This window comes from Nonomuraea purpurea (genome assembly GCF_042650645.1).
GTDB classification, from domain to species: Bacteria; Actinomycetota; Actinomycetes; order Streptosporangiales; family Streptosporangiaceae; genus Nonomuraea; species Nonomuraea purpurea.
Genome location: NZ_JBHSBI010000040.1, coordinates 63221 through 84701, shown reverse-complemented (window position 1 = coordinate 84701; position 21481 = coordinate 63221). Strand labels below are relative to the sequence as shown.

20 protein-coding genes are annotated in these 21481 nt (G+C 69.6%); 12 read left to right on the top strand and 8 right to left on the bottom strand.

Going from position 1 to position 21481, the window contains the following annotated elements:
* Positions 1 to 6 precede the first annotated feature (6 nt).
* From ACFOY2_RS48535 to ACFOY2_RS48525, 3 genes are all read right to left on the bottom strand, one after another.
* Positions 7 to 579: a hypothetical protein gene (locus ACFOY2_RS48535; protein WP_379534955.1), complete on the bottom strand. Its 573-nt coding sequence runs from the start codon at positions 577 to 579 to the stop codon at positions 7 to 9.
* A 106-nt stretch (positions 580 to 685) separates the two neighbouring features.
* Complete coding sequence (locus tag ACFOY2_RS48530; RefSeq protein WP_379534954.1) at positions 686 to 1597, bottom strand: helix-turn-helix domain-containing protein; 912 nt, start codon at positions 1595 to 1597, stop codon at positions 686 to 688.
* A 114-nt stretch (positions 1598 to 1711) separates the two neighbouring features.
* Positions 1712 to 2512, bottom strand: a complete 801-nt coding sequence (locus ACFOY2_RS48525) for an SAM-dependent methyltransferase (protein WP_379534953.1) — start codon at positions 2510 to 2512, stop codon at positions 1712 to 1714.
* 168 nt (positions 2513 to 2680) lie between these two features.
* Between ACFOY2_RS48525 and ACFOY2_RS48520 the strand changes: the two genes are divergently transcribed.
* A complete protein-coding gene (locus ACFOY2_RS48520; protein WP_379534952.1) occupies positions 2681 to 3493 on the top strand; it encodes an SAM-dependent methyltransferase in 813 nt (270 codons plus the stop codon).
* A 59-nt stretch (positions 3494 to 3552) separates the two neighbouring features.
* Here ACFOY2_RS48520 and ACFOY2_RS48515 read toward each other — a convergent pair whose 3' ends face one another.
* On the bottom strand, positions 3553 to 3984 hold the full coding sequence (locus tag ACFOY2_RS48515) for a BP74-related protein (protein ID WP_379534951.1): 432 nt from the start codon (positions 3982 to 3984) through the stop codon (positions 3553 to 3555).
* 198 nt (positions 3985 to 4182) lie between these two features.
* On the bottom strand, positions 4183 to 7311 hold the full coding sequence (locus ACFOY2_RS48510; protein ID WP_379534950.1) for a S8 family serine peptidase: 3129 nt from the start codon (positions 7309 to 7311) through the stop codon (positions 4183 to 4185).
* Positions 7312 to 7394: 83 nt separating this feature from the next.
* On the opposite strand from ACFOY2_RS48510, the gene ACFOY2_RS48505 reads away from it, so the two are divergent.
* Genes ACFOY2_RS48505 through ACFOY2_RS48495 form a run of 3 tightly spaced genes read left to right on the top strand, consistent with a single transcriptional unit; the run spans position 7395 to position 10479 of the window.
* On the top strand, positions 7395 to 8024 hold the full coding sequence (locus ACFOY2_RS48505) for a TetR/AcrR family transcriptional regulator (protein ID WP_379534949.1): 630 nt from the start codon (positions 7395 to 7397) through the stop codon (positions 8022 to 8024).
* The gene (locus tag ACFOY2_RS48500; protein WP_379534948.1) at positions 8021 to 8911 is read left to right on the top strand and encodes an ABC transporter ATP-binding protein; all 891 of its coding nucleotides are present in this window, start codon (positions 8021 to 8023) and stop codon (positions 8909 to 8911) included. The genes ACFOY2_RS48505 and ACFOY2_RS48500 overlap by 4 nt, the downstream gene beginning before the upstream one ends.
* Positions 8908 to 10479 (top strand): ABC transporter permease, encoded by a 1572-nt coding sequence (locus tag ACFOY2_RS48495; RefSeq protein ID WP_379534947.1) that lies wholly within the window; start codon positions 8908 to 8910, stop codon positions 10477 to 10479. The genes ACFOY2_RS48500 and ACFOY2_RS48495 overlap by 4 nt, the downstream gene beginning before the upstream one ends.
* An 86-nt stretch (positions 10480 to 10565) precedes the next feature.
* Here ACFOY2_RS48495 and ACFOY2_RS48490 read toward each other — a convergent pair whose 3' ends face one another.
* The 3 genes from ACFOY2_RS48490 to ACFOY2_RS48480 all read right to left on the bottom strand — a co-directional run bounded on the left by ACFOY2_RS48490 (position 10566) and on the right by ACFOY2_RS48480 (position 12493).
* Positions 10566 to 10847 carry a hypothetical protein gene (locus ACFOY2_RS48490; protein WP_379534946.1) on the bottom strand — a complete coding sequence of 94 codons (282 nt, stop codon included), beginning with the start codon at positions 10845 to 10847 and terminating at the stop codon, positions 10566 to 10568.
* Positions 10848 to 10960: 113 nt separating this feature from the next.
* Positions 10961 to 11629, bottom strand: a complete 669-nt coding sequence (locus tag ACFOY2_RS48485; protein WP_379534945.1) for a hypothetical protein — start codon at positions 11627 to 11629, stop codon at positions 10961 to 10963.
* A 129-nt stretch (positions 11630 to 11758) separates the two neighbouring features.
* Positions 11759 to 12493: a GntR family transcriptional regulator gene (locus tag ACFOY2_RS48480; RefSeq protein WP_379534944.1), complete on the bottom strand. Its 735-nt coding sequence runs from the start codon at positions 12491 to 12493 to the stop codon at positions 11759 to 11761.
* A 66-nt stretch (positions 12494 to 12559) separates the two neighbouring features.
* On the opposite strand from ACFOY2_RS48480, the gene ACFOY2_RS48475 reads away from it, so the two are divergent.
* From ACFOY2_RS48475 to ACFOY2_RS48440, 8 genes are all read left to right on the top strand, one after another.
* The gene (locus ACFOY2_RS48475) at positions 12560 to 13861 is read left to right on the top strand and encodes an ABC transporter substrate-binding protein (RefSeq protein ID WP_379534943.1); all 1302 of its coding nucleotides are present in this window, start codon (positions 12560 to 12562) and stop codon (positions 13859 to 13861) included.
* The gene (locus ACFOY2_RS48470; protein WP_379534942.1) at positions 13851 to 14744 is read left to right on the top strand and encodes a carbohydrate ABC transporter permease; all 894 of its coding nucleotides are present in this window, start codon (positions 13851 to 13853) and stop codon (positions 14742 to 14744) included. Before ACFOY2_RS48475 ends, ACFOY2_RS48470 begins: the two co-directional genes overlap by 11 nt.
* Entirely contained in the window at positions 14731 to 15612 is an 882-nt protein-coding gene (locus ACFOY2_RS48465) for a carbohydrate ABC transporter permease (protein WP_379534941.1), read from the top strand. The genes ACFOY2_RS48470 and ACFOY2_RS48465 overlap by 14 nt, the downstream gene beginning before the upstream one ends.
* Positions 15613 to 15624: 12 nt before the next feature.
* On the top strand, positions 15625 to 16560 hold the full coding sequence (locus tag ACFOY2_RS48460) for a DUF4434 domain-containing protein (protein WP_379534940.1): 936 nt from the start codon (positions 15625 to 15627) through the stop codon (positions 16558 to 16560).
* The gene (locus ACFOY2_RS48455) at positions 16557 to 17255 is read left to right on the top strand and encodes an N-acetylmannosamine-6-phosphate 2-epimerase (RefSeq protein ID WP_379534939.1); all 699 of its coding nucleotides are present in this window, start codon (positions 16557 to 16559) and stop codon (positions 17253 to 17255) included. Before ACFOY2_RS48460 ends, ACFOY2_RS48455 begins: the two co-directional genes overlap by 4 nt.
* Positions 17252 to 18310, top strand: a complete 1059-nt coding sequence (locus ACFOY2_RS48450) for an ROK family protein (RefSeq protein WP_379534938.1) — start codon at positions 17252 to 17254, stop codon at positions 18308 to 18310. The genes ACFOY2_RS48455 and ACFOY2_RS48450 overlap by 4 nt, the downstream gene beginning before the upstream one ends.
* Positions 18311 to 18314: 4 nt before the next feature.
* Positions 18315 to 20072: a DUF4434 domain-containing protein gene (locus tag ACFOY2_RS48445; protein WP_379534937.1), complete on the top strand. Its 1758-nt coding sequence runs from the start codon at positions 18315 to 18317 to the stop codon at positions 20070 to 20072.
* Between the two features lie 105 nt (positions 20073 to 20177).
* Positions 20178 to 21476 (top strand): hypothetical protein, encoded by a 1299-nt coding sequence (locus tag ACFOY2_RS48440; RefSeq protein ID WP_379534936.1) that lies wholly within the window; start codon positions 20178 to 20180, stop codon positions 21474 to 21476.
* Positions 21477 to 21481: the final 5 nt, after the last annotated feature.

Here is a 21481-nt window from a genome sequence, read left to right as displayed (position 1 = left end):
GGCCTATCACGTCGGGCGGGTGCGCCGCCGCCAGTACGCGACGGTGAGCGCCGCCAGCAGCGGCCCCCACAACAGCAGCGGCGCGTAGGCGGCGACGGCCAGCAGCCCCTTCCAGTCGTGCACGTTCAGCGGGAAGTCGGCGGCCAGCGTCCGCCCGTCGACGTCCTGCCCGCGTACGACGTAGAAGGCCACGAGCGTCCACATGTACGTAAGAACGCCCGCCCCGAGCGCGGCGGGGACGACGGCGGCCAGCGGCGGCACCCGGCGGCCGCGCAACCACGGGACCCAGCGCGGAAACACCTCGCCCCACCCGGCGATCAGCCCGACCGCGGCGAACGCGACCACCTCGGAGAAGACCGACAGCAGCACCACGTACACCTCCATCGGCAGCCACGCGGGCACCTGCCCGCTGCCGGGGTCGCCGTGGCTGATCGGCAGGTGGAACGTGACCGCCGCGATCCGCCACAAACTGGCGGGCAGCACGGTGAACGGCACCGCGTAGGCGGCGATCCGCGCCCACCTGGGCACGCCGGGCACGGCCAGGTGGGCGTGCGTCCACGTGGCGCGCATGAGAGTCATCGCAGGCTCCTGAGGTCCGGGACATGGCCTGACGAAGATCGCAGCCATGCCCCGGCCGCCCATCACCTGAGAAGGGGAAGCGCCTCCCTCGGACGGGGGATTCGCGTTACGGGAGGGACGCGGCGATCATCTCCCGCAGCGATTCCCTCGTGGCGTTCGGAGAGGCGGCCTGGACGCCGAGGGTGTTCATGAGGTGCAGGTAGGGGCCGACCTCGGAGGGTTTGGTCAGGTACTGGGCGCTGGCCAGATGCTCCAGGTAGACCACGTCGGGGAGCTCGACCTGGGCGAAGCGCAGCAGCGTGACGGGGCCGATGCCGCCGCTGGGGCCGCCCGCGCTGAACGGCAGGATCTGGATGGTGATGTGGGGTAACTCGGCCATCCGCGCCAGGTGCTCCAACTGGTCGCGCATGATCGCGTTGTTGCCGACCCTGCGGCGCAGGCTCGCCTCGTCCACCACCGCCCACAACCTGGTCGGCGCGGGCCCGTCGAAAATCCGCTGGCGGCGCATGCGCACGGCCACCCGCCGCTCGATCTGCGCGGCGGATCCGGCGTTCGGGCCCTGGACGATGACCGCGCGGGCGTAGTCCTCGGTCTGCAGCAGGCCGGGGACGTACTGCACCTCGTGGATCCTGATCAGGGACGCGTCCTGCTCCAGCCCGAGGTACTCCTCGAACCAGTCGGGGATCACGTCCCGGTGGTCCTGCCACCAGGCGGGCTCGTTGGCCTGGTCTGCCAGCGCCAGCAGCGCCGCCCGTTCGGCCTCGTCGGTCAGGGCGTACAGCGTCAGCAGATCGGCCACGTCGCGCTGCTTGAAGCCGATGCGTCCGGCCTCCATGCGGCTGATCTTGGACTGGGATCCGCGGATCAGGTAGGCCGCCTCGTCGCGGCTGACTCCATGGGCCTCGCGCAGCCGGCGCAGGTGAGCGCCCAGCAGCAGGCGTAAGGCTGTCGGTCCTGGCTGGCGTGTGTCGCTGTCGACAAGGCTCGCCACATCGTCCTCACCGTGAGCAGTCGGCATCCGTGCTCCCATGTCGGCGCATCACCGCGACCGGCCTGCGCGTCATCCTGTCACAGTGGCCGGACGGGTGCCAGGCCGCCGGCCCACCTGCGCCTTCGTCCTCGTCAGGGGGCCTCACTTCTTGAGGGCGACGCCGCCGGCGCAGGCCACCGGCGTAGGCTCGCCCCATGGGCCGGGGTCGGGCCGCCAGTGCGTCACCGCGACCACGCCGGGATCCAGCAGTTCGGTGCCCTCGAAGAACGAGGTGATCTGCTCGACGCTGCGCGGGGTGTAGGGCACCGCGCCACTGCGGGCGTTGTAGGTGCGCAGCGCCGACACGTATGCCGGGTCGGTGTCGCAGCCGTCGTACAGCGCCAGGTAGCTGCCCGGCGGCAGGGCCGCCATCAGCTCCTTGACGATCGCGGCCGGGTCGTCCTCGTCGCCGACCAGCCCCATGATGCCCATCAGCATGAGCGCGGTCGGCCGGCTGAAGTCGAGGGTCGCGGCGGCCTCGCGCAGGATGGCCGCGGGATTGCGGACGTCGGCCTGGACGTAGGCGGTCGCCCCTTCGGTCGTGCCGACGAGCAGCGCCTCGGCGTGGACCAGAACGAGCGGGTCGTTGTCGGCGTACACGACGCGGGAGTCCGGCGCCACGCGCTGGGCCACCTCGTGCGTGTTGTCCACGGTGGGCAGCCCGGTGCCGATATCGAGGAACTGGCGGATCCCCGCCTCGCCCGCCAGGAAACGGACTGCCCGGGCCAGCATGTAACGCGATTGCCGGGCGATGTCGATCATGCCGGGGAAGACCTCGACGATCTTCTCGCCGGCCTTCGTGTCGACCTCGTAATGGTCCTTGCCGCCGAGCAACCAGTTCCATACCCGCGCCGAATGCGGACGGGTCGTGTCGATCTGAGGCGCACGCGCACCTTCGCTCATGGGGAGGCTCCTGCCGTCGCCAGCTTTGCCGAAAAAGGCTACGTTACCGCCCCAAGATCCCCTGTCGCCACAAGCAGCCGATCTCACATGTTTTGCCACGTTAAGCCATCATTGCTCAGCGTTTTCGGTCATAATCAAGGAGTTTCAGCCATACGGAGGGGGCAACGCATGGGTGACGGAGACAGGTGGTTCGCCGACGTCGACACCAGCACACCCAACATCGCCCGCATGCACGACTACTTCCTCGGGGGCAAGGACAACTTCGCCGTCGACCGGGAGGCGGCCGAGGCGGTGCTGGCCATCGCGCCGGAGGTCCGGCTCATGGCGCAGGAAGGTCTGGCCTTCCACGAACGCGTGGTCCGCTACCTGGTGGAGCAGGGCATCACCCAGTTCATCAACCTGGGCTCCGGGCTTCCCACTGAGCGCAACACGCACGAACTGGCCCGATCACTCGTCCCCGAGGCCCGCACGGCCTACGTCGAGAACGACCCGGTGGTGCTCACCCACGGCAGGGCCATCCTCGGCAGGGCGCCGGGGGTCGCCATCGTCAAGGGCGACGTGCTGCATCCCGCCGCCCTGCTCGCCGACCCCGGCCTGCGTGAAGTGATCGACCTCGACCGGCCGGTCGCGGTGATGCTGTACGCGGTGCTGCAGTACATCCCCGACAGCGCCGACCCCTTCGCGCGCGTGGCCGAACTGCGCGACGCGCTGCCGGCCGGCAGCCACATCGTCCTCACGCACGTCGTCCTCGACTCCCGCCCCGACGCAGAGAAGCCGCTCGTCGCCCTCTACCGGAACGTGCTGGGGCAGACCGAGGGCCGCGCGCGCACGCGTGACCAGGTGCTGCCCTTCTTCGACGGGCTCGACCTGGTCGAACCCGGGCTGGTGTACGTCCGCGAATGGCGGCCCGACAAGCCGTTCCTGGTGGAGCGGCCGGAAAAGCTCTGGATGATGGTGGGAGTCGGCCGCACAGCGCCCTGACGCATGGGGCGGCCCCTGGAGTGGTTCTCCAGAGGCCGCGGTGGCGGACGGCGTCAGTCCTATGGCGCCGGAACTTCGCGCACGAGCCTGGAAGTCCAGTCGCACCAGAAAAGGCCGGGCAGGAACGCCCCGCCGGCCTCGTCCAGGTGGTCCTCGACGTAGGGGATTGTCGCGTCGCAGACCTCGATCGCCTGGTCGAAGAAGTCGACGGTGTCGGTGTTCAGGTGGTAGCTCCAGCGCGGGTTGTAGGGGGCTTGGCGCTTGAGGATGCGTCCGATGACGTGCGGCCGGTCTGTGGTCTCGCCGTTCACCAGATCGCGGGCGTGCTGGATCTTCGCGGGGTCGGTGAGCTTGATGACGAACTGCTCGCGGGTGATGTCGGTCATCACGAAGTAGGCCGACTCTGCTGCCTGAGCAGGTGCGGGGGCGGCGACGCTGAGCGCCGCGATGGCGGCGAGAGCCGTGACGATCTTAGTCAGGATGCGGTGCATGGATGCCTTTCACCTCATGTGATTACTGAGAGTTGCCTTTGCATGCGCTAAGTAATCACATGGAGATCGGCGCAGCTCCTGGCGTCACAGTGACAAGGCCATCACCTTCTGCCGCGCTCTTGGAACAGGCTGGCGAGAAAAAGCGGGGACGTCCTCTGCGGCCGTGGGTCCCCCCGGAACCCACGGCCGCCTCATCGGCTACCCGACCGTGTAGGCCCTGATGACGGTCTGGGTCAGGCCGGTGCCAGAGGCGTCCTCGGCCTTCACCCGCAGTGAGACGTGTCCTGGGGTGCGCGGGTTGGGCACCATGGCGGTCCACCCAGAGCTCGTCCGCGTCACCGGGACGGGCCGCCAGGTCGTGCCGTCGTCACCGGACATCTCCAGCCGGACCTGCTTGATCGCCGGCTGGGCGGCTCCCTGGACGCGTTCCAGCGTCATGGGCAGCGGGGTCGTCGAGCCGGGCGCGGCGCGGTTGAACCCGTCGAGCCCGGCCGGGGCGTACCGCATCGTCATCAGCGGCAGCGGCCGTTCGCCCTCGGTGTGCGACGACCGTACCGTCCAGGCCGTCTCCACCGTCGTGGACAGCGTCGAGTGCGGCACCTCCCGGCGCATGGACGAGCTGATCGTGTACGTGGCGGCCTCGGCGGGCAGGTCGGTGCGGAGCACGCACGTGTTCGTGTCCCCGACCATGCAGTTGACCAGGTCGGCCGTGGCCAGGATCTGCCCCTTGGCGGCGACGGTGACGGTGCCCGTGGCCGCCGCGTCCGTCCCGGCCCGTCCCGCGCCCGCGTCGGCGAACAGGCCGCCGGCGACGACGGTCAGCCTGTCCCCGGTGCGGCGGGCGCCGAGCCCGGCCGGCGACGGGCCGGTGACCGCGGCGTTCCACGTCTCCCGGGTGTCGCCCTGCCGCACGGCGCGCCCCTGGTCGACCAGCCAAGCGGAGCCGACCTCGAGCGCGCTGTCCCACACCTGGCCCGGCGTCCGGTAATGGGTGAGCGTGCCCGGCAGGTCCACCTCGCCGCGGACCGACACCAGCCAGATGGCCTCCTGGTCGTCGCGGAAGCGCATCCCGACCCTCGGGACGCCCTTGGCCGCGACGCCGGAGGCCCGATAGGTGGCGCTCACCTTCGCCAGATCCGCCCGTTTTGCGGCCAGCGTGGGGTCGTCGGGGAGACCGTCGCGGTAGCGCTGGACCAGGTCGTAGACGTTCGCGCCGCCGTTCCACAATCTTCTGATCGTGAACTGCATGCCGGGCCGGCGTGCGGGGACCACGTAGAGCCCGTCGAGGTTCCTCATGAACCTCAGCGACGCGATCCACCAGGAGCCGTCGGCCACATTGATGTCGTACAGGTTTCCCTGGACCGCCGCAGGGTCGTCGATCGAGAAACGCACCTGTTTGCCGGGGCGTGCGTCAAGCGTCACCTGCTGGTCGCCGTCGGCCAACGTGACAGTGTCGTGGACGATCGTGGCGATCCCACCAGAGTCCATGACGTCGGCGAACAGGTTCCACTTGCCCTTGGGCAGCCGGTATGCGACCCGTCCCTCCACCGAGGGCAGGGTGTATCCGGTGCCGTTGTCCGGGTTGTAGATGTCGACGAGGAAGTCGGCGGGCGTGCCCTGCCTGCCGACGGCGTTGACGGTCAGGTTGTACGACTCCGGCTCGACGGAGGCGCCGGCCAGCGTCCTGATGACCTGGTCGCCGGATTTGGCGGTCAGGGTCCCCGGGTAGTCGCCCGGCTTCTTGTCCCGCCCGTCGATCGTCAGCGTGACCGACGCCTGGCCGCCCGCGGGCACCTCCAGGCGCTCGGCCGAGAGCTTGAGCACCTCGCCGTCGGTGCTCAGGTCGAGCGTGAGCGGGGTGTCGCCGGAGTTGGTGTAGGTGATGGTCTTGGTCTGCACCTGCTCGTCGGCCTTGCCGTAGCGGACGAACGCCCACACGTTGCCCGGCTCGGCGATCACGGGCTGGGCCAGGGCGCGCACCAGGTCCACCTGGCCGCTGCCCTGCTCGTACAGGGTCGCGTCGGCCACGGGCGCGGCGCTGCCGATGAGCGCGGCCTTGAGCTGCCGGCCGGTCCAGTCGGGATGGCGCTGGGCGAGGATCGCGGCGGCTCCCACCACGTGGGGCGTGGCCATCGAGGTGCCGCTCATCGCGACGTGGTCGCCGCCGGCCTGGGCCGCCACGATGCCCACGCCGGGCGCCGTGACGTCCGGCTTGATCGCGTGGTCGCCCTCGCGCGGCCCCGTGCTGGAGAAGTTCGCCATTGCGCTCTGCCGGTCCACGGCGCCGACCGTCAGGGCCGCGTCGGCGCTGCCGGGGCTGCTCACAGGGGAGCCGCCGCCGTTGCCCGCGGCCACCACGAACAGCGCGCCGGTCCGCTCCGACAATTCGTTCACCGCCTGCTCGACGGGGTCCAGTTCGGGGGTGTCGACAGTGCCGATGCTCATGTTGACGACCTTGGCCTTGACCTCGACGGCGGCCCACTCCATGCCGGCCAGCATGGCCGAGTCCGTGGGCACGGAACCCAGCTTGCCGAGGGCGATCTTCGCGTCGGGCGCCACGCCCTTGTACTTCTCCCCGGCCCCGGCGACGATCGAGGACACATGGGTGCCGTGTCCAATCTTGTCGCTGATGTCGGGTTCGCTGCTGAAGTTGCGCGACTGCGTCACGACGTCCTTCAGGTCAGGGTGGCCCGGGTCGTACCCGGAGTCGAGCACGGCGACCGTGACGCCCTTGCCGGTGTAGCCCTGTTTCCACGCCTCGGGGGCGCCGATCTGCTTGACGCTCTGGTCCAGGCTGTACGAGCGGCGGCCGTCCAGCCAGAGCTTGGTCGCCCCGGAGGTCAGCGTGCGGGCGCCGGCCGTCAGGTCGTGCCACGTCTGGGCCGCGTTCGCCTTGGGCAGGCGCATCGTGCTCATGCCCAGTGAGGCCAGCCGCCGGGTCTGTGCCGCGCCGCGCAACTCCTGCTGAGGTGACTGGAGGATCAGCGGGATCTCGTTCGTGGCGGAGTCGCCGTAATCCCACTGGATGAGCTGGGTGATGTCGAAGAGCCGCTTGTCCAGCACGCCCTTGGCGATCAGTGGCCTGGCGTCGGAGGGGATCACGTACAGATGGCCCCCGATCATCTGCCTTGTGAACGTCACCTCCCGGTCCAGGGCGGGCGTCACGCTGTAGCCCTTTCCCGCGACCGTGACCCGGTCGCCGGTGATCAGGGTCACGGCGTTGTCCGCAGGGCCGGTGGGTTGGGGTGTGGCCGATAACGGGGTGGTCCCCGTCAGCAGGGTGATGACCAGCGCGCCAGCGGTGATCACGATGGGTTTGGTTCTCACATGATCGTAAATGTCCGGCAATTTCAGGATGTGACAGTTGAACACTTGCATTGCTTCCAATACAGCCGTATAGACTCTTGGGCGTGCGACCAATATCTGAAGAGGACCTGACGACGCGCGCTCGCATCCGTGACGCCGCCATGGCGCTGTTCGCCGAGCAGGGGATCAAGGCCACCACGATCCGCGGGATCGCCGAGGCCGCCAAAGTCTCGCCCGGCCTGGTGCAGCACCACTTCGGCGCCAAGGAAGAGCTGAGACGGGCTTGTGACGAGTACGTCCTCAGCTACCTGCGTGAACAGGTCAGCACAGGTATCACCGACCACAACCTGGAAAAGCCGGAATTCATCGAGAGCGTCCACCGCACCGCGCCGCCCCTGATGAAGTACCTCGGCCGCGCGCTCGTGGACGGCTCTCCCGCGGCCGCCGCCATGTTCGACGAACTCGTGAACGTGACGGAGGAGCACCTCGCCGGCGGAGACCAGCACTCCAAGGACGACCACCGCGCCCGCGCCACCGTGCTGACGGCGATGAAGCTGGGCATCAGCGTGCTGCACGAGCACGTCTCCCGCGCGCTCGGCACGGACCTCTACGGTCCGCAGGGCACGGTGCGCACCGGCAAGGCCCAGCTCGACCTGATCAAACCGGAGTTCCTCGGCCGCGAGCTGTACGAGCAGGCGCGGACGGGCCTTGCGAAGTTCGAGGGACAACAGTGAACGCCGCGGTGCGCACGCAGGGCCTGGTCAAGACCTTCGGCCAGACCAGGGCCCTGGACGGGCTCGACCTCACCGTCAAGACGGGCGAGGTGCACGGCTTCCTCGGCCCCAACGGCGCAGGCAAGACCACCACGATCCGCATCCTGCTGGGCCAGATGCGCGCCGGCGGCGGCCGGGTGGAGCTGCTCAGCGGCGATCCCTGGCAGGACGCCACGGAGCTGCACCGACGGCTCGCGTACGTGCCCGGCGACGTCACGCTGTGGCCGTCGCTGACCGGCGGTGAGGTCATCGACCTGCTGGGCAGGGTGCGCGGCGGCCTCGACCCCCGGCGACGCGCCGAGCTGCTGGAGCGTTTCGAGCTCGACCCGCGCAAGAAGTGCAGAAGCTACTCCAAGGGCAACCGGCAGAAGGTGGCGCTGGTGGCCGCGTTCGCCTCCGACGTGGAGCTGCTGGTGCTCGACGAGCCGACCTCGGGCCTGGACCCGCTGATGGAGGCGGTCTTCAACGACTATGTCCTGCGGGAGAAGAGCAGTGGCCGCACCGTGCTGCTGTCCAGCCACATCCTGTCGGAAGTGGAGGCGTTGTGCGACCGCGTGAGCATCATCCGCGCCGGCCGCACCGTCGAATCCGGCACCCTGACCGACCTGCGCCACCTCACCCGCACGTCGGTGACGGCCGAGCTGATCGGGCCCGCGCCCGGCCTGGCCGCGCTGCCCGGCGTGCACGACCTCGCCGTGGACGGCACCCGGCTGCGCTGCCAGGTGGACGACGCCGCGCTCACGCCGGTGCTCGCCGAGCTGGCCCGGGCCGGTGTGCGCACGCTCACCACCCAGCCGCCGACGCTGGAGGAGTTGTTCCTGCGCCACTACGAGGGAGCCGCGAGATGACCGGAACCTGGACGCTGATCAGGCTCATCGTGCGCAGGGACCGCGTGCCGCTGGCGGCGTGGGTCGCGATCACCGCGGTGTTGCCGGCCGGCATCGCCGCCTCCACCGCGTCCCTGTACGCCGACCATGCCGCCAGAGACGCCTTCGCGGCGGCCTCGATGAGCAGTCCCGCGCAGCTGGCCACCCGCGGCGTCGTCTACGACGCCGGCGTCGGCGGCCTGACCGCCTGGACGCTCGGCTCGTCCCTCGCCCTGATCGGCGGGCTGATCAGCATCCTGGTGATGATCAGGCACACCAGGGGCGAGGAGGAGACCGGCCGGCGTGAGCTGCTCTCCTCGGGCGTTGTGGGCCGCCACGCCCCGCTGGCCGCCGCGCTCGCGGTCGTGCTCGCCGCCAACCTGCTGCTGGGCCTGCTGGCCGTGCCCGGCCTGATCGGCAACGGCCTGCCCACGGGCTCCTCCCTGCTGTTCGGGCTCTCCATCGCCGCGGGCGGCTGGGCGCTCGCGGCCGTGGCCGCCGTCGCCGCGCAGCTCACCGCCGCGTCCGGTGCGGCCCGCGGCATCGCGATCGCCGCCGGCGGGCTGCTGTTCGCGCTGCGCTCGACGGCCGACGCCGGCGGCATCGCCTGGACGGCCTGGCTGTCGCCGTTCGGCTGGGTCCGGCTGACCCGGCCCTACGCCGGTGACCGGTGGTGGGTGCTGGGGCTGGTCGCGGTGTTCGTCGTCGTGCTGACCGCGGCGGCGTTCTGGCTGTCCACGCGGCGTGACATGGCCGGCGGCCTGGTTCCCGCCCGTCCTGGACCGGCCGCCGGAGCGCCGGCGGGCTCGTTCGGCCTGGCCGCCCGCCTGCACCGGGGCACGCTCGCGGGCTTCGCGGTCGGTTTCACCCTGATGGGCGCGCTGCTCGGGCTGGCGGCGCGCGGGCTGGACACCCAGTTGGACACGCCGCAGTTCCGGGAACTGGCCGCGACCCTCGGCGGCGCCGGCGCCCGCGTCTCTGACGTGTTCTTCACATTCATGATGTACGTGCTCAGCCAGCTCGTCTCAGCGGCGGCACTGGTGTCGGCGCTGCGCGCCCGCGGCGAGGAGGCATCGGGCCGGGCCGACCTGCTGCTGTCCACCCCGGTCGGCCGCCTGCGCTGGGCGCTGAGCCACCTGACCTTCGCCGTCGCGGGCCCCGCGCTGCTTCTGGCCGCCATGGGCGCGGCGGCCGGGCTCACCTATGACGGCGACCTGGCCCGGGTCGCCGCGGCCACGCTGGCCTACCTGCCCGCGGTCTGGACCGTGGTCGGGATCGCGACGCTGGTGTTCGGCCTGCTGCCCCGGCTGGCGACCGCCGTGAGCTGGACCGTGCTCGGTCTCTTCCTGCTGGTCGATCTGCTGGCGGAGTTCAAGCTGGCCGACGGTTTCGTCCTGGACCTGTCGCCGTTCGTGCACGTGCCGGCGCTGCTGCTGGGCGGCGCCTCGTCCCCGGTGGCACCGCTCCTGGGGCTGACCGCGACGGCCGTCATCCTGGCCACGGCGGGGCTGGCGTTCCTGCGCCGCCGCGACCTGATGCCCTCTGCCTGAGGTACATCATCATGTACACATGAAGGTGATGACCATGTCCGATTCGTCGCGCCCCTGGCGACGCCAAGGAGGGATCCGGTACGAGGTCAGCAGCCGAGGCCGCTGGCGAGGCCGATGGACGGGTTTCCGGAGACGCTTCTGCACCCCCAGGTGCCCGCGTAATAGCCCGACGTGATCGTTATCGAGCCGGGCTGCCCGGAAACCGGGCCTGATCCCGTGCAGCCGGAGGCGATGATGTGGTAGCCGACGATGTCGCCCAGGTACGTACGGGTCCCGCTGGTGCAGGTGAAGGTGCTGGCGTGCGCGGCCCCGGCCGGCAGCGAGGCCGCGGCGAGCGCAAGGACCGAGGTGATGGCGAGTCGTCTCACCCAGGAGATCATGCGGTGCCCTTTCTCTCGAGGAGATCTGGCTCCTACCCGGGGGACCCGAAATCGTCACGCTCCGCGCCTGTCCACAACCGGACAGTACGCCCCTTCGGTCGCTAGGGCATGGCACCGGAAAAGGCGGTGGACCAGGTCACTCCGCCGGTCGGTATGTGTTCCAGGTATCGTGCGTCGCTCACGGTCGCGGTGAAGTACGCGCACGGCATGGTGAAGGCGTCGAGGAGTTCGCCGAGCTCGTCTTGGCTGAGGTCGTCGATCGAGCGCCCCTCCGGCAGGCCCACCGGGTCCTCCACCGTGAACGAGGTGATGATCTCGGCCGCACGCCGTGAGAACTCGGCGGGTTTGGGCGCCAGCATGATGTAGTGGGACTCGCCGTCGAAGCCCTCACCGCGCCTGCGGCCGAGTTCGTCCCGGTAGAAGTCCGTGGCCTTGACCTTCGGCAGGCGCACCTCTTTGGTGTTCTCTTCGAGAAGGTAGCCCTCCTTGTCGACCCGTACTTTCCGGCCCGCGAAGAGTTCGTTGAGTTCTTCGTACTCGGCGTGGACGGGGGAGCGGGTCAGTTCCTTTCCTTCCCCGGGGGCGAAAGGCGGATATGGCGTCTGCATATGCCACCAGGCGTCCATCAGGAGCTGCAGGGGAAACTCGATGTTCGTGGGGAAGAAAGCGGCGTCCACGTTGATGATTTCCACGTTGCCGCCCAAGGTGCGCTCCGCATCCGGTATCGGGTCGGTGCACCTTTCCAGCGAAACGTCGAACAGCATCGTCATGGTGGGCCCCTCGATCGGATTTTCCGGCCCGGACAAGTATAACGATCATGGTCTCGCCCGAAGGGTCGTTCCGATCAGGCGAAGCCGGTGAACGGCAGGTGTTCGCCGGCCACATACGAACCCTTCATTTCAACGAGACCGGCCCTCGCGGTGGATCGTGATCTCGTATGAGTAGCGGTCGCCTCGGTAGATCGACTTGGCCAGTTCGGCCGCCCGTCCCCGCTGGTCGTAGGTGACCCGCTCCACGAGCAGTGCGGGCGCGAGCGGTCGCACGGCCAGCAGTTCCGCTTCCTCCAGCTCCAGCACGGTGGCCTTGATCGACTGGTCGGCCCGCTCAAGCCTGATCTTGTAGGCGCGCTCGAGCACGTCGTACAGCGACCCGTCCATCGGCTGGTCGAGCAGGCCCGGCGCGATCGCGATGGGCACGTAGGAGTGTTCCAGGCACATCGGCGTGCCGTTGGCCGTGCGTACGCGCCGGATGCGCACCACCGGGTCGGCAGGGCTGATGCCCAACGCGAAGCCCACCCGCGCCCCCGCGGGCACCTGCGCCGCGTCGATGAGGCGCGAGCCCGGTTCCAGGCCCCTGCTGCGCATGTCCTCGCTGAACGACGTCAGCTCGATGGTCTTGGCGATGCTCTTGTGGCTGACGAATGTGCCCGCGCCCTGCACCCGGTAGACGAGCTGGTCGGTCTCCAGCCGGTCGACCGCCCGGCGGACCGTCAGCCTGCTGACGCCGAACTGCTCGGCGAGGTCGCGTTCCGTCGGCAGCTTCTCGCCCGGCTGCAGCTCCCTGTCGATGAGGGCGAGCAGGTGGGCCCTGAGCTGGCCGGTCTTGGTCTCCTGCGGTGCTTCCAACTTGCTCACCCGTCGCCGTCCTCTTGACGTGCTGATCGTAATTGGGCTATACCAATCGTGCAAATGGAGGTGGATATGACTACACCATTATTCCGCGTACGTGACCGGCGGGGAAGGGTGCTCGCCGCTGGGATGCTGGCGCTGTCGCTGGCCGCCTGCGGCTCGGGCGGCGCGAGCGGTGACGGCGGCCCGACGACCATCACCTTCTCCTACCTGTGGTCGGGCCCTGAGGCCCAGGCCCTGGAGAAGATCATCGCGGAGTTCAACGCGAGCCAGCGGAAGATCGTGGTCAAGGGCGTGTCCAGCCCGGACACGCAGAAGCAGCTCGCCTCCATGGCAAGCGCCGGCGGCGCCTTCGACATCTCCGACAACTTCGGAAGCAACGTGGGCGCGTGGGCGGCCAAGGGCGTGCTGGAGCCGCTGGATGAGTACATGTCCAAGGACGGCTTCGACACCGCCGACATCGTGCCCGCCGCGCTCAAGCAGATGACCTACGAGGGCAAGACGTATTCGCTGCCCGTCGCCACCCACTCCTTCCAACTTCTCTACAACAAGAAACTGCTGGCCGAGGCCGGGTTGAAGGAGCCGCCCAAGACCACGGAAGGCTGGGCCGCCGCGATCGCCAAGCTGACCAAGGTCGACGGCGACGGCAACCTCGTACAGCTCGGATTGGGCAACCCCGAAAGTAATTCTACTTTCACCACCATGGGGTACCAATTCGGCGGCGACTGGTACGACACCGCGGGCAGGCCCACCCCGGCCGCCCCCGGCAACCTGGCCGCGCTGAGGTTCTACACCGACAACGTGACCGGCAAGTACGGCGTCGACAAGGTCAGGAAGTTCACCTCCGGCTTCGGCGAGTACGCCTCCCCGCAGAACCCGTTCTACATCGGCAAGGTCGCCATGGTCGTCGACGGCGAGTGGCAGGCCCGCTTCATCGGCGACAACGCCCCCAAGCTGGACTGGGACGTGGCCCCGCTGCCGCATCCCGCAGGCCGTCCCGAACTGGCCGGCACGACCCAGCTCACGGCGAGCACCCTGTTCATCCCGCGCAACTCCAAGCGCAAGGCGCAGGCGTGGGAGTTCATGAAGTTCCTCATGGGCAAGAAGGCCATGGCGGAATTCACCTTCGCGCTGGCCAACCTGCCCTCGCGGCTGTCGCTGCTGGACGACGCCAAGTACGACGGCATCCCGCGCTTCGACCCTTGGTTGAAGGCGCTCAAGAGCCCGAACGTCAAGGTCCTGGCCAGCATGCCCTACAGCCAGGAGTACACCACCGACCTGACGGCGGGCTTCGACCAGGTGACACGCGCGGCCACGGCGCCCGACCAGGCCATGCGGTCCGTCGCCGAGAAGGCCGCCGGATATGCGAAATAGACGGCAGCTCCTGCTGGGGCTGGCGTTCGCCGCGCCGTGGCTCGTCGGGTTCGTGCTCCTGTACGCGGGCCCGATCATCGCCTCGGCCGTCTACAGCCTGACCGACTTCAACCTCTTCCAGGACCCCTCGTTCGTCGGCCTGGACAACTACCAGCGGATGCTGGACGACGACCGGTTCTGGAAGAGCCTGGCCAACACGGCGTACCTGACGCTGATCGGCGTGCCGCTCGGGCTGCTGCTGTCGCTCGGCTGCGCGATGCTGCTCAACCTGCCCGTGCGCGGGCAGCCGCTGTTCCGCGCGGTGGTCTACCTGCCGACGATCCTGCCCATCGTGGTGACCACGTACGTGTGGCGGTGGCTGCTCAACGCCCAGTACGGCTACGTCAACGAGATCACCGGCCTGGTCGGGCTCGAACCCGCCTGGCTGGAGGACCCGGCCTGGACCAAGCCCGCGATCCTGCTCATCGGCCTGTGGAGCATCGGCGGCAGCACGGTGATCTACCTGGCGGCGCTGCGCGACGTGCCCAGGGAGTACTACGAGGCGGCCATGGTCGACGGCGCCGGCTGGTGGACCCGCTTCCGCCGGGTCACGCTGCCCATGATCACCCCGGTGACGCTGTTCCAGGCGGTCACCAGCGTGATCGCCTACCTGCAGATCTTCGCGCAGCCGTTCCTGCTGGCCCAGAACCGGCTCAACCAGTCCACCGCGGGCCCCGACGACTCGATGCTGACCTACTCCATGTACCTGTTCCAGAACGCCTTCGTCTACCTCAAGATGGGCTACGCCTCCGCGATGGCCTGGGCGTTGTTCGTGCTCACCATCGCGGTCACCGCCGTGATCGCCCTGTCGTCGCGCAGGTGGGTGCACTATGGCCTCCGCTGACACGCTGCTCCCGCGCCGGGTCGCCGGACGCCGGCGCGACGTGCGCAGGCGGGCCGCGGGGCGGGCGGCGCGCGGCTACACCGGGCTGGCCGTGATGTGCGCGGGCTTCCTCCTGCCCTTCGTGATCATGGTGGCCACGTCGTTCAAGACGCCCGAGGACATCTTCGCCTTCCCGCCGAAGCTGCTGCCCCAGGAGTGGACGTTCGGCAACTACGCGCAGGCCACCGAGGTCATGCCGTTCTGGCGCTATTTGGGCAACACCATTGTGCTGAGCATCCTCACCGTCACGGGGAGCGTGCTGTCGAGCCCGCTGGTGGCCTACGCGCTGGCCAAGGTGCGCTGGCGGGGCAGGGGAGTGGTGTTCTTCCTGGTCGTGGCGACCATGATGCTGCCGCCGCAGGTCACGCTCATCCCGCTCTACCTGATGTGGAACAAGGTCGGGCTCGCGGGGACGTACCTGCCGCTGGTCCTGCCGGCCTTCCTCGGCACGCCGTTCTACATCTTCCTGCTGCGGCAGTTCCTCGTGAACGTGCCGGACGAACTGCTGGAGGCGGCCCGCATCGACGGCGCCTCGGAGTTCGGCGTCTACTGGCGGGTGGTGCTGCCGCTGACCAGGCCCGCGCTCATCACGGTGGCGGTCTTCCAGTTCGTCGCCACCTGGACCGACTTCCTGTCGCCGCTGATCTACCTCAACGACAGCAGTCAGTACACGTTGTCGGTCGGGCTCTACAACTTCTTCTCCGAGCACGGGGTGGCCTGGGGGCCGCTCATGGCCGCGTGCATGATGTTCGCCGCCCCGGCACTGGTGATCTTCGTACTCGGTCAGCGCTATTTCGTCGACGGCATCGCGACCAGCGGCCTCAAATAACAGGGATTTTTCATGACTTATCTGCCTATAACCGGCACCTTTATCGATGAGATCACCGTGGACATCCCCTCCCAGAACTGGGGCGCCGCCGAGTGGGAGCGGGAGTTCGACACCTTCGTCGAAGCCGGGCTCGACACGGTGGTGCTGATCAGGGCCGGCTGCGGAGAGCGGCTGGCCTGCCCCTCCACGGCCGTGTCGGACCAGGTGCGGACGCTGCCCGTGTACGTGGACCTCGTCAGGCTCTTCCTCGACCTGTCCGCCGCCCGCGGCATCAAGTTCTACCTGGGCCTCTACGACTCCAACTACCACTGGTACCGCCACGACTGGAAGACCGAGGTGCGGATCAACCGCGCCTTCATCACCGAGATGTGGCAGCGCTACGGCGACTCGCCCGCCTTCGCCGGCTGGTACCTGCCGCACGAGACCACCGACTCCAGCCTGCGCATCCTCGACATCAACACCGCGCTGGCCGAAGAGGTCAAGAACCTCACCGGGCTGCCCGTGCTGATCTCCCCCTACTACATGGGCCGCCCCGACATCGCCGGCCACACCGAGCCCCGCACGCTGCCGCGCTCGCCCGAGGAGCACGGGCACGTCTGGCAGGAGATCTTCGAGCGCTACACCGGGCTCGTCGACCACTGCGCCTTCCAGGACGCCACCACCGACCCGCTGCGCCTGGTCGACTACACCAAGGCCACCGTCGAGGCGGCCAAGGGCAGCGGGATCGCGATCTGGTCCAACGCCGAGACGTTCGACCGGGACATGCCGATCAGGTTCCCGCCGACCGACTGGCGCAAGCTCGCCCACCGGCTCGACGCCGTCCAGCCGTACGTCGAGAAGATCATCACCTTCGAGTTCCCGCACTTCATGAGCCCGAACTCGATGTGGCCCTCGGCGCACGGCCTGTACCGCCGCTACCGCGAGCTGATCGAGGACCGCACCCGATGACCGTGGCGACCGATCCGGTGAGCGCGATCGAGGGCGGGCTGGTGGTGAGCTGCCAGGCGCCGGAAGGGCACCCGCTGCGCGACCCGGACGTCATGGCGCTGCTGGCCCGCTGCGCCGAACAGGGCGGGGCCGCCGGGCTCCGGGTGAACGGCCCCGCCGACGTCCGCGCCGTCCGCGCCGTCACCGACCTGCCGGTCATCGGGCTCACCAAGGTCACCCGTCCTGGGATCCGTCCGCTGATCACGCCGGGGTTCGCGCTGTGCGAGGAGCTCGTACGCGCCGGGGCCGACGTGGTCGCCCTGGAGGTCACCGACGAGGTCGCGCCCGTCGCGGGGGACCTGATGGGGCTGGTCAAGCGGGTGCGGGCCGACCTCGGGGTGCCGGTGATGGCCGACGTCTCGACGCTGGAGGAAGGGCTGCGGGCCTGGTCGTGGGGGGCCGACGTGGTCTCCACCACGTTGTCCGGCTACACCCCTTATACGGCCTCTGGGATGGAGCCGGACCTGGAACTGGTGGGAGAGCTCGCCTCGCGCGGGGTCCGCACCGTGGCCGAGGGGCGCCTGCGTACCGGGGGGCATGTGACGGGGGCGTTCGAGCGGGGGGCGTGGGCGGTCGTGGTCGGCGCGGCCATCACCGACCCGGTCGCCATCACCCGCCGCCTCGCCGCTGCCGCACCCGGACGGACCCGCCGATGACCGGCACGGCCGGGGAAGTCGTGATCGGTGTGGACATCGGCGGCACCAAGACGGCCGCCGCCGTGGTGTCCTTCGACCCCATGGATTCCGCAGCGTCCATGGGATCCTTCGGCCCCACGGCGGCGCCCGGCGGCTCCGGGCCGGGCATGGTGGCGTCCAATGGCGTGGAGCCGGGCGCGGCGGCTTTCCCCGGTGGGCGGATTCTGCGTTCCGCGCGGACTCCCACACCGGCGGCCGACGGGGGCGCGGCGGTGCTGGAGGCCGCGTTGCGGCTGGCCGCCGCAGAGGTGGCGTGGGCTCAGGAGCGTGGCCTGCGCGTGACGGCGTGCGGGGTGGGCAGCGCCGGGACGATCGGCGACGACGGCGTGGTCACCCACGCCACCGACGCCCTGCCCGGCTGGCGCGGCACCGACCTGCCCGCCGCCTTCGGTGACCGGCTCGGGGTTCCGGTCACCGTCCTCAACGACGTCCACGCCTGGGCGCTCGGCGAGAGCCGCTTCGGTGCCGCACGGGGCAGCCGCCTGGCGCTCGTGCTCACGATCGGCACCGGCATCGGCGGCGCGATCGTCCGGGACGGGCACGTCTTGACGGGCGGGACCGGTACGGCGGGCAGCCTCGGCCACGTCCCGGCCGCGCTGCCCCCGCACGTCCCCGCCACCCGCCCCTGCCCCTGCGGCCGCCCCGGCCACCTGGAGGCGTACGCCTCGGGCCCGGCCATCCTGTCCACCTACCGTCAGCACGGCGGCACCGCGCACGACCTCCGCGACATGGCCCGCGACCCCGGCGACGAGCTCGCCCGGGACGTGATCCACGAGGCCGCGCTCATCCTGGGCCGGACCATCGGGGGCGCCGCCACGCTGCTCGACCCCGACGTCATCGTGCTCGGCGGCGGCGTCACGGCGCTCGGCGACCGCCTGACCGCCCCGCTCGTCCAGGCCGCCCGTCAGGAGGCCCTGCCCGGCCCCGACGCGGTCCCGATCAGGACCACCGCACTGGGCCGGCACGGAGCCGTCCTCGGCGCCGCCGCCTCCACCAACCGCCTCCAAACCATATGAGGAGATGACATTGCATCGCGCGATACCCCTTTTAGCCGCCACGCTCATCACACTGCTCAGCCCCGTCCAGGCACAGGCGACCACCGCACCCGCGTCGTGCACGACCACGCCGCGCCTGTCCGGCTCGTTCCTTCAGCCCGGCCTGGGCGACACGTGGGAGCCGGAGACGTGGAGCCAGGAGCTCGGCGTGCTCGGCCGCGCCTGCATGGACCAGCTCGTCCTGCAGTGGACCGCCGACAGCAGGGCCAAGGAGACGGTCTACCCGACGTCCATGGCGGGCTGGACCCAGGGCACCGAGACCGACGTGGTCGAAAAGGCGCTGGCCGCCGCCGACAGCGCCGGCATGCAGGTGTACCTGGGGCTTCAGGTCAACGACGACTGGTGGAACAAGTACGCCGACGACACCGCCTGGCTCGACAACGAGGCCACCGTCGCCAACCGCATCGCCGACGAGCTGTGGACGAAGTACCGGGGCCACCAGTCGCTCACGGGCTGGTACCTGTCGTTCGAGGTGGACAACTGGAACTTCGGCGAGGCCGCCGACCAGGCCGCGATGGCCGCCTTCTACAAGAAGGTCGCCGACCACCTGCACACGCTCTCGCCGGGCAAGCCGGTCGTCATCTCGCCGTTCTTCAACACCGCGGGCGGCCTCACCACGGCCCAGTGGCAGAGCATGTGGACGACGATCCTGGCCACCAGCCCGATCGACGTCATCGCGCTGCAGGACGGCGTCGGCGCGGGGCACGCCACCACGGGCCGGCTCGCGGCCTGGTTCGCGGCCACCAAGAACGCGATCAACGCGGCCCGTCCGACCACCAAGCTCTGGGCGGACACCGAGACGTTCACCCCCGACTTCACCCCGATGGCGACCAAGGACATCGTGGCCGACATGCGGGCCGTCCAGCCGTACGTCTCCGGCTACTGGAGTTTCTCCTACGACCACTACCAGAGCCCGCTGCAGGTCGCGGCCGTGCACGACGCCGCCTACCGCGACTATCTCGCCACCGGCTCGGTGGAGACGGTCGCGCCGACCACGCCCACGGGCCTGACGGCCACCGCCACCGGCCCGCTGACGGTCTCGCTGTCCTGGAACGCCTCCACCGACGCCATCGGCGTGGCCGGCTACCAGATCATCCGCAACGGCGTCGTGGTCAAGAACCTGCAGGGCACCGCGACCACGTTCACCGACGACGGGCTCGACCCCTCGACGGCCTACACCTATTCGGTCAAGGCGTTCGACGCGGCGGGCAACGTCTCGGCCGCGAGCTCCCAGAAGCCGGCGACTACCCCCGCCGCGCCCGCCAACCCGACCAACCTGGCGGCCGGCCGGGCGTACACGGTGTCCATGCCGGCCGCGGCCTCCTACCCCGACGCCGGGGCCGAGCTCACGGACGGCGTGTACGGCGCCGCGACGTACGGCGACGCCGCCTGGCAGGGCCGCAACACCGCGGCCCCGTACTCGGTGGTGGTGGACCTGGGGGCGGCCAAGCGCGTCAAGGAGGTCCAGAGTGACTGGCTGCAGGTCAAGGGCGTGTACATCTTCCTGCCCAAGAAGGTGACCTACGAGACGTCGTCCGACGGCGTCGCCTACACCGCCCTGGGCTCGGTCAACGCACCGGCCGCGGGGGACGCGGACCAGTCCCGCAAGTACCGGCTCCTCGGCGTGGACCGCACGGCCCGCTACGTGCGGGTCACCGTCGAACCGGTCAGCAGCGCCTGGTCCATGCCCGACGAGATCGAGGTCCGCACCGACACCGCGTGACCCACCGCTGCCCATCACCCTGATGACGCTCGTGCGCCCATGGAAAGCCGCTATTTTGTGATCTCCTCGTGGGATCCCAACGACACGGCTGTAGGTGGACGGAGCATGAAAAAGGCAATCGCGCGATTAGAGATCGGGCTGATCGTGGCCGGGCTGATCGCGATCGCGGTGCTGCGTCCGCACGGCCTATGGGGCGACGGCGGGGTGCGCTACACCGATCTCACGCAGTTGCTGACGACCGGCGCGGTGCCCGACGGCAAGTATTCGATGATCGGCCCGCTGTTCTCCGCCCCGCTGTGGCTGGCCGGCCAGTTCTGGGACGTCGGAGAGTCGTGGGTGGCGCACTACAACGACGTCGTTTTCGCGCTGGGCCTGCTGGCGTTCTATTGGCTGCTGCGCGACAGGATGCCCCGCGAGATTCTCCGGACCTTCCTGCTGTTGCTGGTCTTCGCGTCGATGTTCGCCAAGCATCTGACCCTTTACTACGGTGAGGTGTTCACCGCCGTCCTGGTGGCGGTGGGCACCATCGCCGTCGTCACCGGGCGTCGTGGCGGGTGGGTGGCCATTGTCACGGGTGTGGCCAACACGCCCGCGTCCCTGGCCGGGCTGGGGTTCCTGGCCCTCAGACGAGCGTGGGACACGCGGCGGGTGTGGTGCCTGGCGGCGATTTTCGCGGCGGGCGGCCTCGTGCTGGCCGAGGCGTGGATACGGCGCGGCAGCCCGTTTCTCACCGGGTACGAAGGCCGGAACCAGGGCTTCGACTCGGTCATGCCGTATTCGGGACTACCCGGCTTCAGCTACCCCCTGCTCTTCGGGCTGCTGTCCCTTCTGCTGTCGTTCGGCAAGGGGCTCGTGTTCTTCGCGCCCGGCCTTTTCCTGCCGGTTCGGGAGAGGCTGAAGGATTTGCCGGCCGTGGGTGCGCTGTATGGCATGTGGCTGGCGTTCACCGTGGGCCTGATCTTGCTCTACGCCAATTACTGGGCCTGGAGCGGGGCGCATTTCTGGGGGCCGAGGTATTTGTTGTTCGCGTCCCTTCCGGCCTGCCTGGTGCTGGCGGTTCGCGCGCATCGCCCGTACGAGGCCCTCCTTCCCAACGTGCTGACCTTGGTGGCGCTCGCGCTGTCGATCTGGGTGGGCGTGAGCGGAGCCGTCTTCGGCGACATCGCCGCCACGCCGGCCGGCTGCCGGGCAGAGGGGCTGAGGTACGAGGAGGCGCTGTGCTACTACACCCCGGAATTCAGCGCCCTGTGGTACCCGTTCGTCGCGCACCCCACCCTGGACGCGGCCCAGGTGACGTACCTGGTGTTCGGGCTGGCCGTCGGCGTGTTCCTGCTGGCGCGCCCGGCGCTCGTCGTGTTCCGCGAGGTGTACGGACGGGGGCTGGCGATCGTACGGAGCCGTTGACCGAG

Coding starts and splice junctions, on each gene's coding strand:
- ACFOY2_RS48495 (WP_379534947.1), top strand. CDS start 8,908: ATGACCGGAACCTGGACGCTGATCAGGCTCATCGTGCGCAGGGACCGC.
- ACFOY2_RS48445 (WP_379534937.1), top strand. CDS start 18,315: ATGACATTGCATCGCGCGATACCCCTTTTAGCCGCCACGCTCATCACA.
- ACFOY2_RS48535 (WP_379534955.1), bottom strand. CDS start 579: ATGACTCTCATGCGCGCCACGTGGACGCACGCCCACCTGGCCGTGCCC.
- ACFOY2_RS48470 (WP_379534942.1), top strand. CDS start 13,851: ATGCGAAATAGACGGCAGCTCCTGCTGGGGCTGGCGTTCGCCGCGCCG.
- ACFOY2_RS48485 (WP_379534945.1), bottom strand. CDS start 11,629: ATGACGATGCTGTTCGACGTTTCGCTGGAAAGGTGCACCGACCCGATA.
- ACFOY2_RS48520 (WP_379534952.1), top strand. CDS start 2,681: ATGGGTGACGGAGACAGGTGGTTCGCCGACGTCGACACCAGCACACCC.
- ACFOY2_RS48525 (WP_379534953.1), bottom strand. CDS start 2,512: ATGAGCGAAGGTGCGCGTGCGCCTCAGATCGACACGACCCGTCCGCAT.
- ACFOY2_RS48515 (WP_379534951.1), bottom strand. CDS start 3,984: ATGCACCGCATCCTGACTAAGATCGTCACGGCTCTCGCCGCCATCGCG.
- ACFOY2_RS48440 (WP_379534936.1), top strand. CDS start 20,178: ATGAAAAAGGCAATCGCGCGATTAGAGATCGGGCTGATCGTGGCCGGG.
- ACFOY2_RS48455 (WP_379534939.1), top strand. CDS start 16,557: ATGACCGTGGCGACCGATCCGGTGAGCGCGATCGAGGGCGGGCTGGTG.
- ACFOY2_RS48475 (WP_379534943.1), top strand. CDS start 12,560: ATGACTACACCATTATTCCGCGTACGTGACCGGCGGGGAAGGGTGCTC.
- ACFOY2_RS48450 (WP_379534938.1), top strand. CDS start 17,252: ATGACCGGCACGGCCGGGGAAGTCGTGATCGGTGTGGACATCGGCGGC.
- ACFOY2_RS48530 (WP_379534954.1), bottom strand. CDS start 1,597: ATGCCGACTGCTCACGGTGAGGACGATGTGGCGAGCCTTGTCGACAGC.
- ACFOY2_RS48460 (WP_379534940.1), top strand. CDS start 15,625: ATGACTTATCTGCCTATAACCGGCACCTTTATCGATGAGATCACCGTG.
- ACFOY2_RS48465 (WP_379534941.1), top strand. CDS start 14,731: ATGGCCTCCGCTGACACGCTGCTCCCGCGCCGGGTCGCCGGACGCCGG.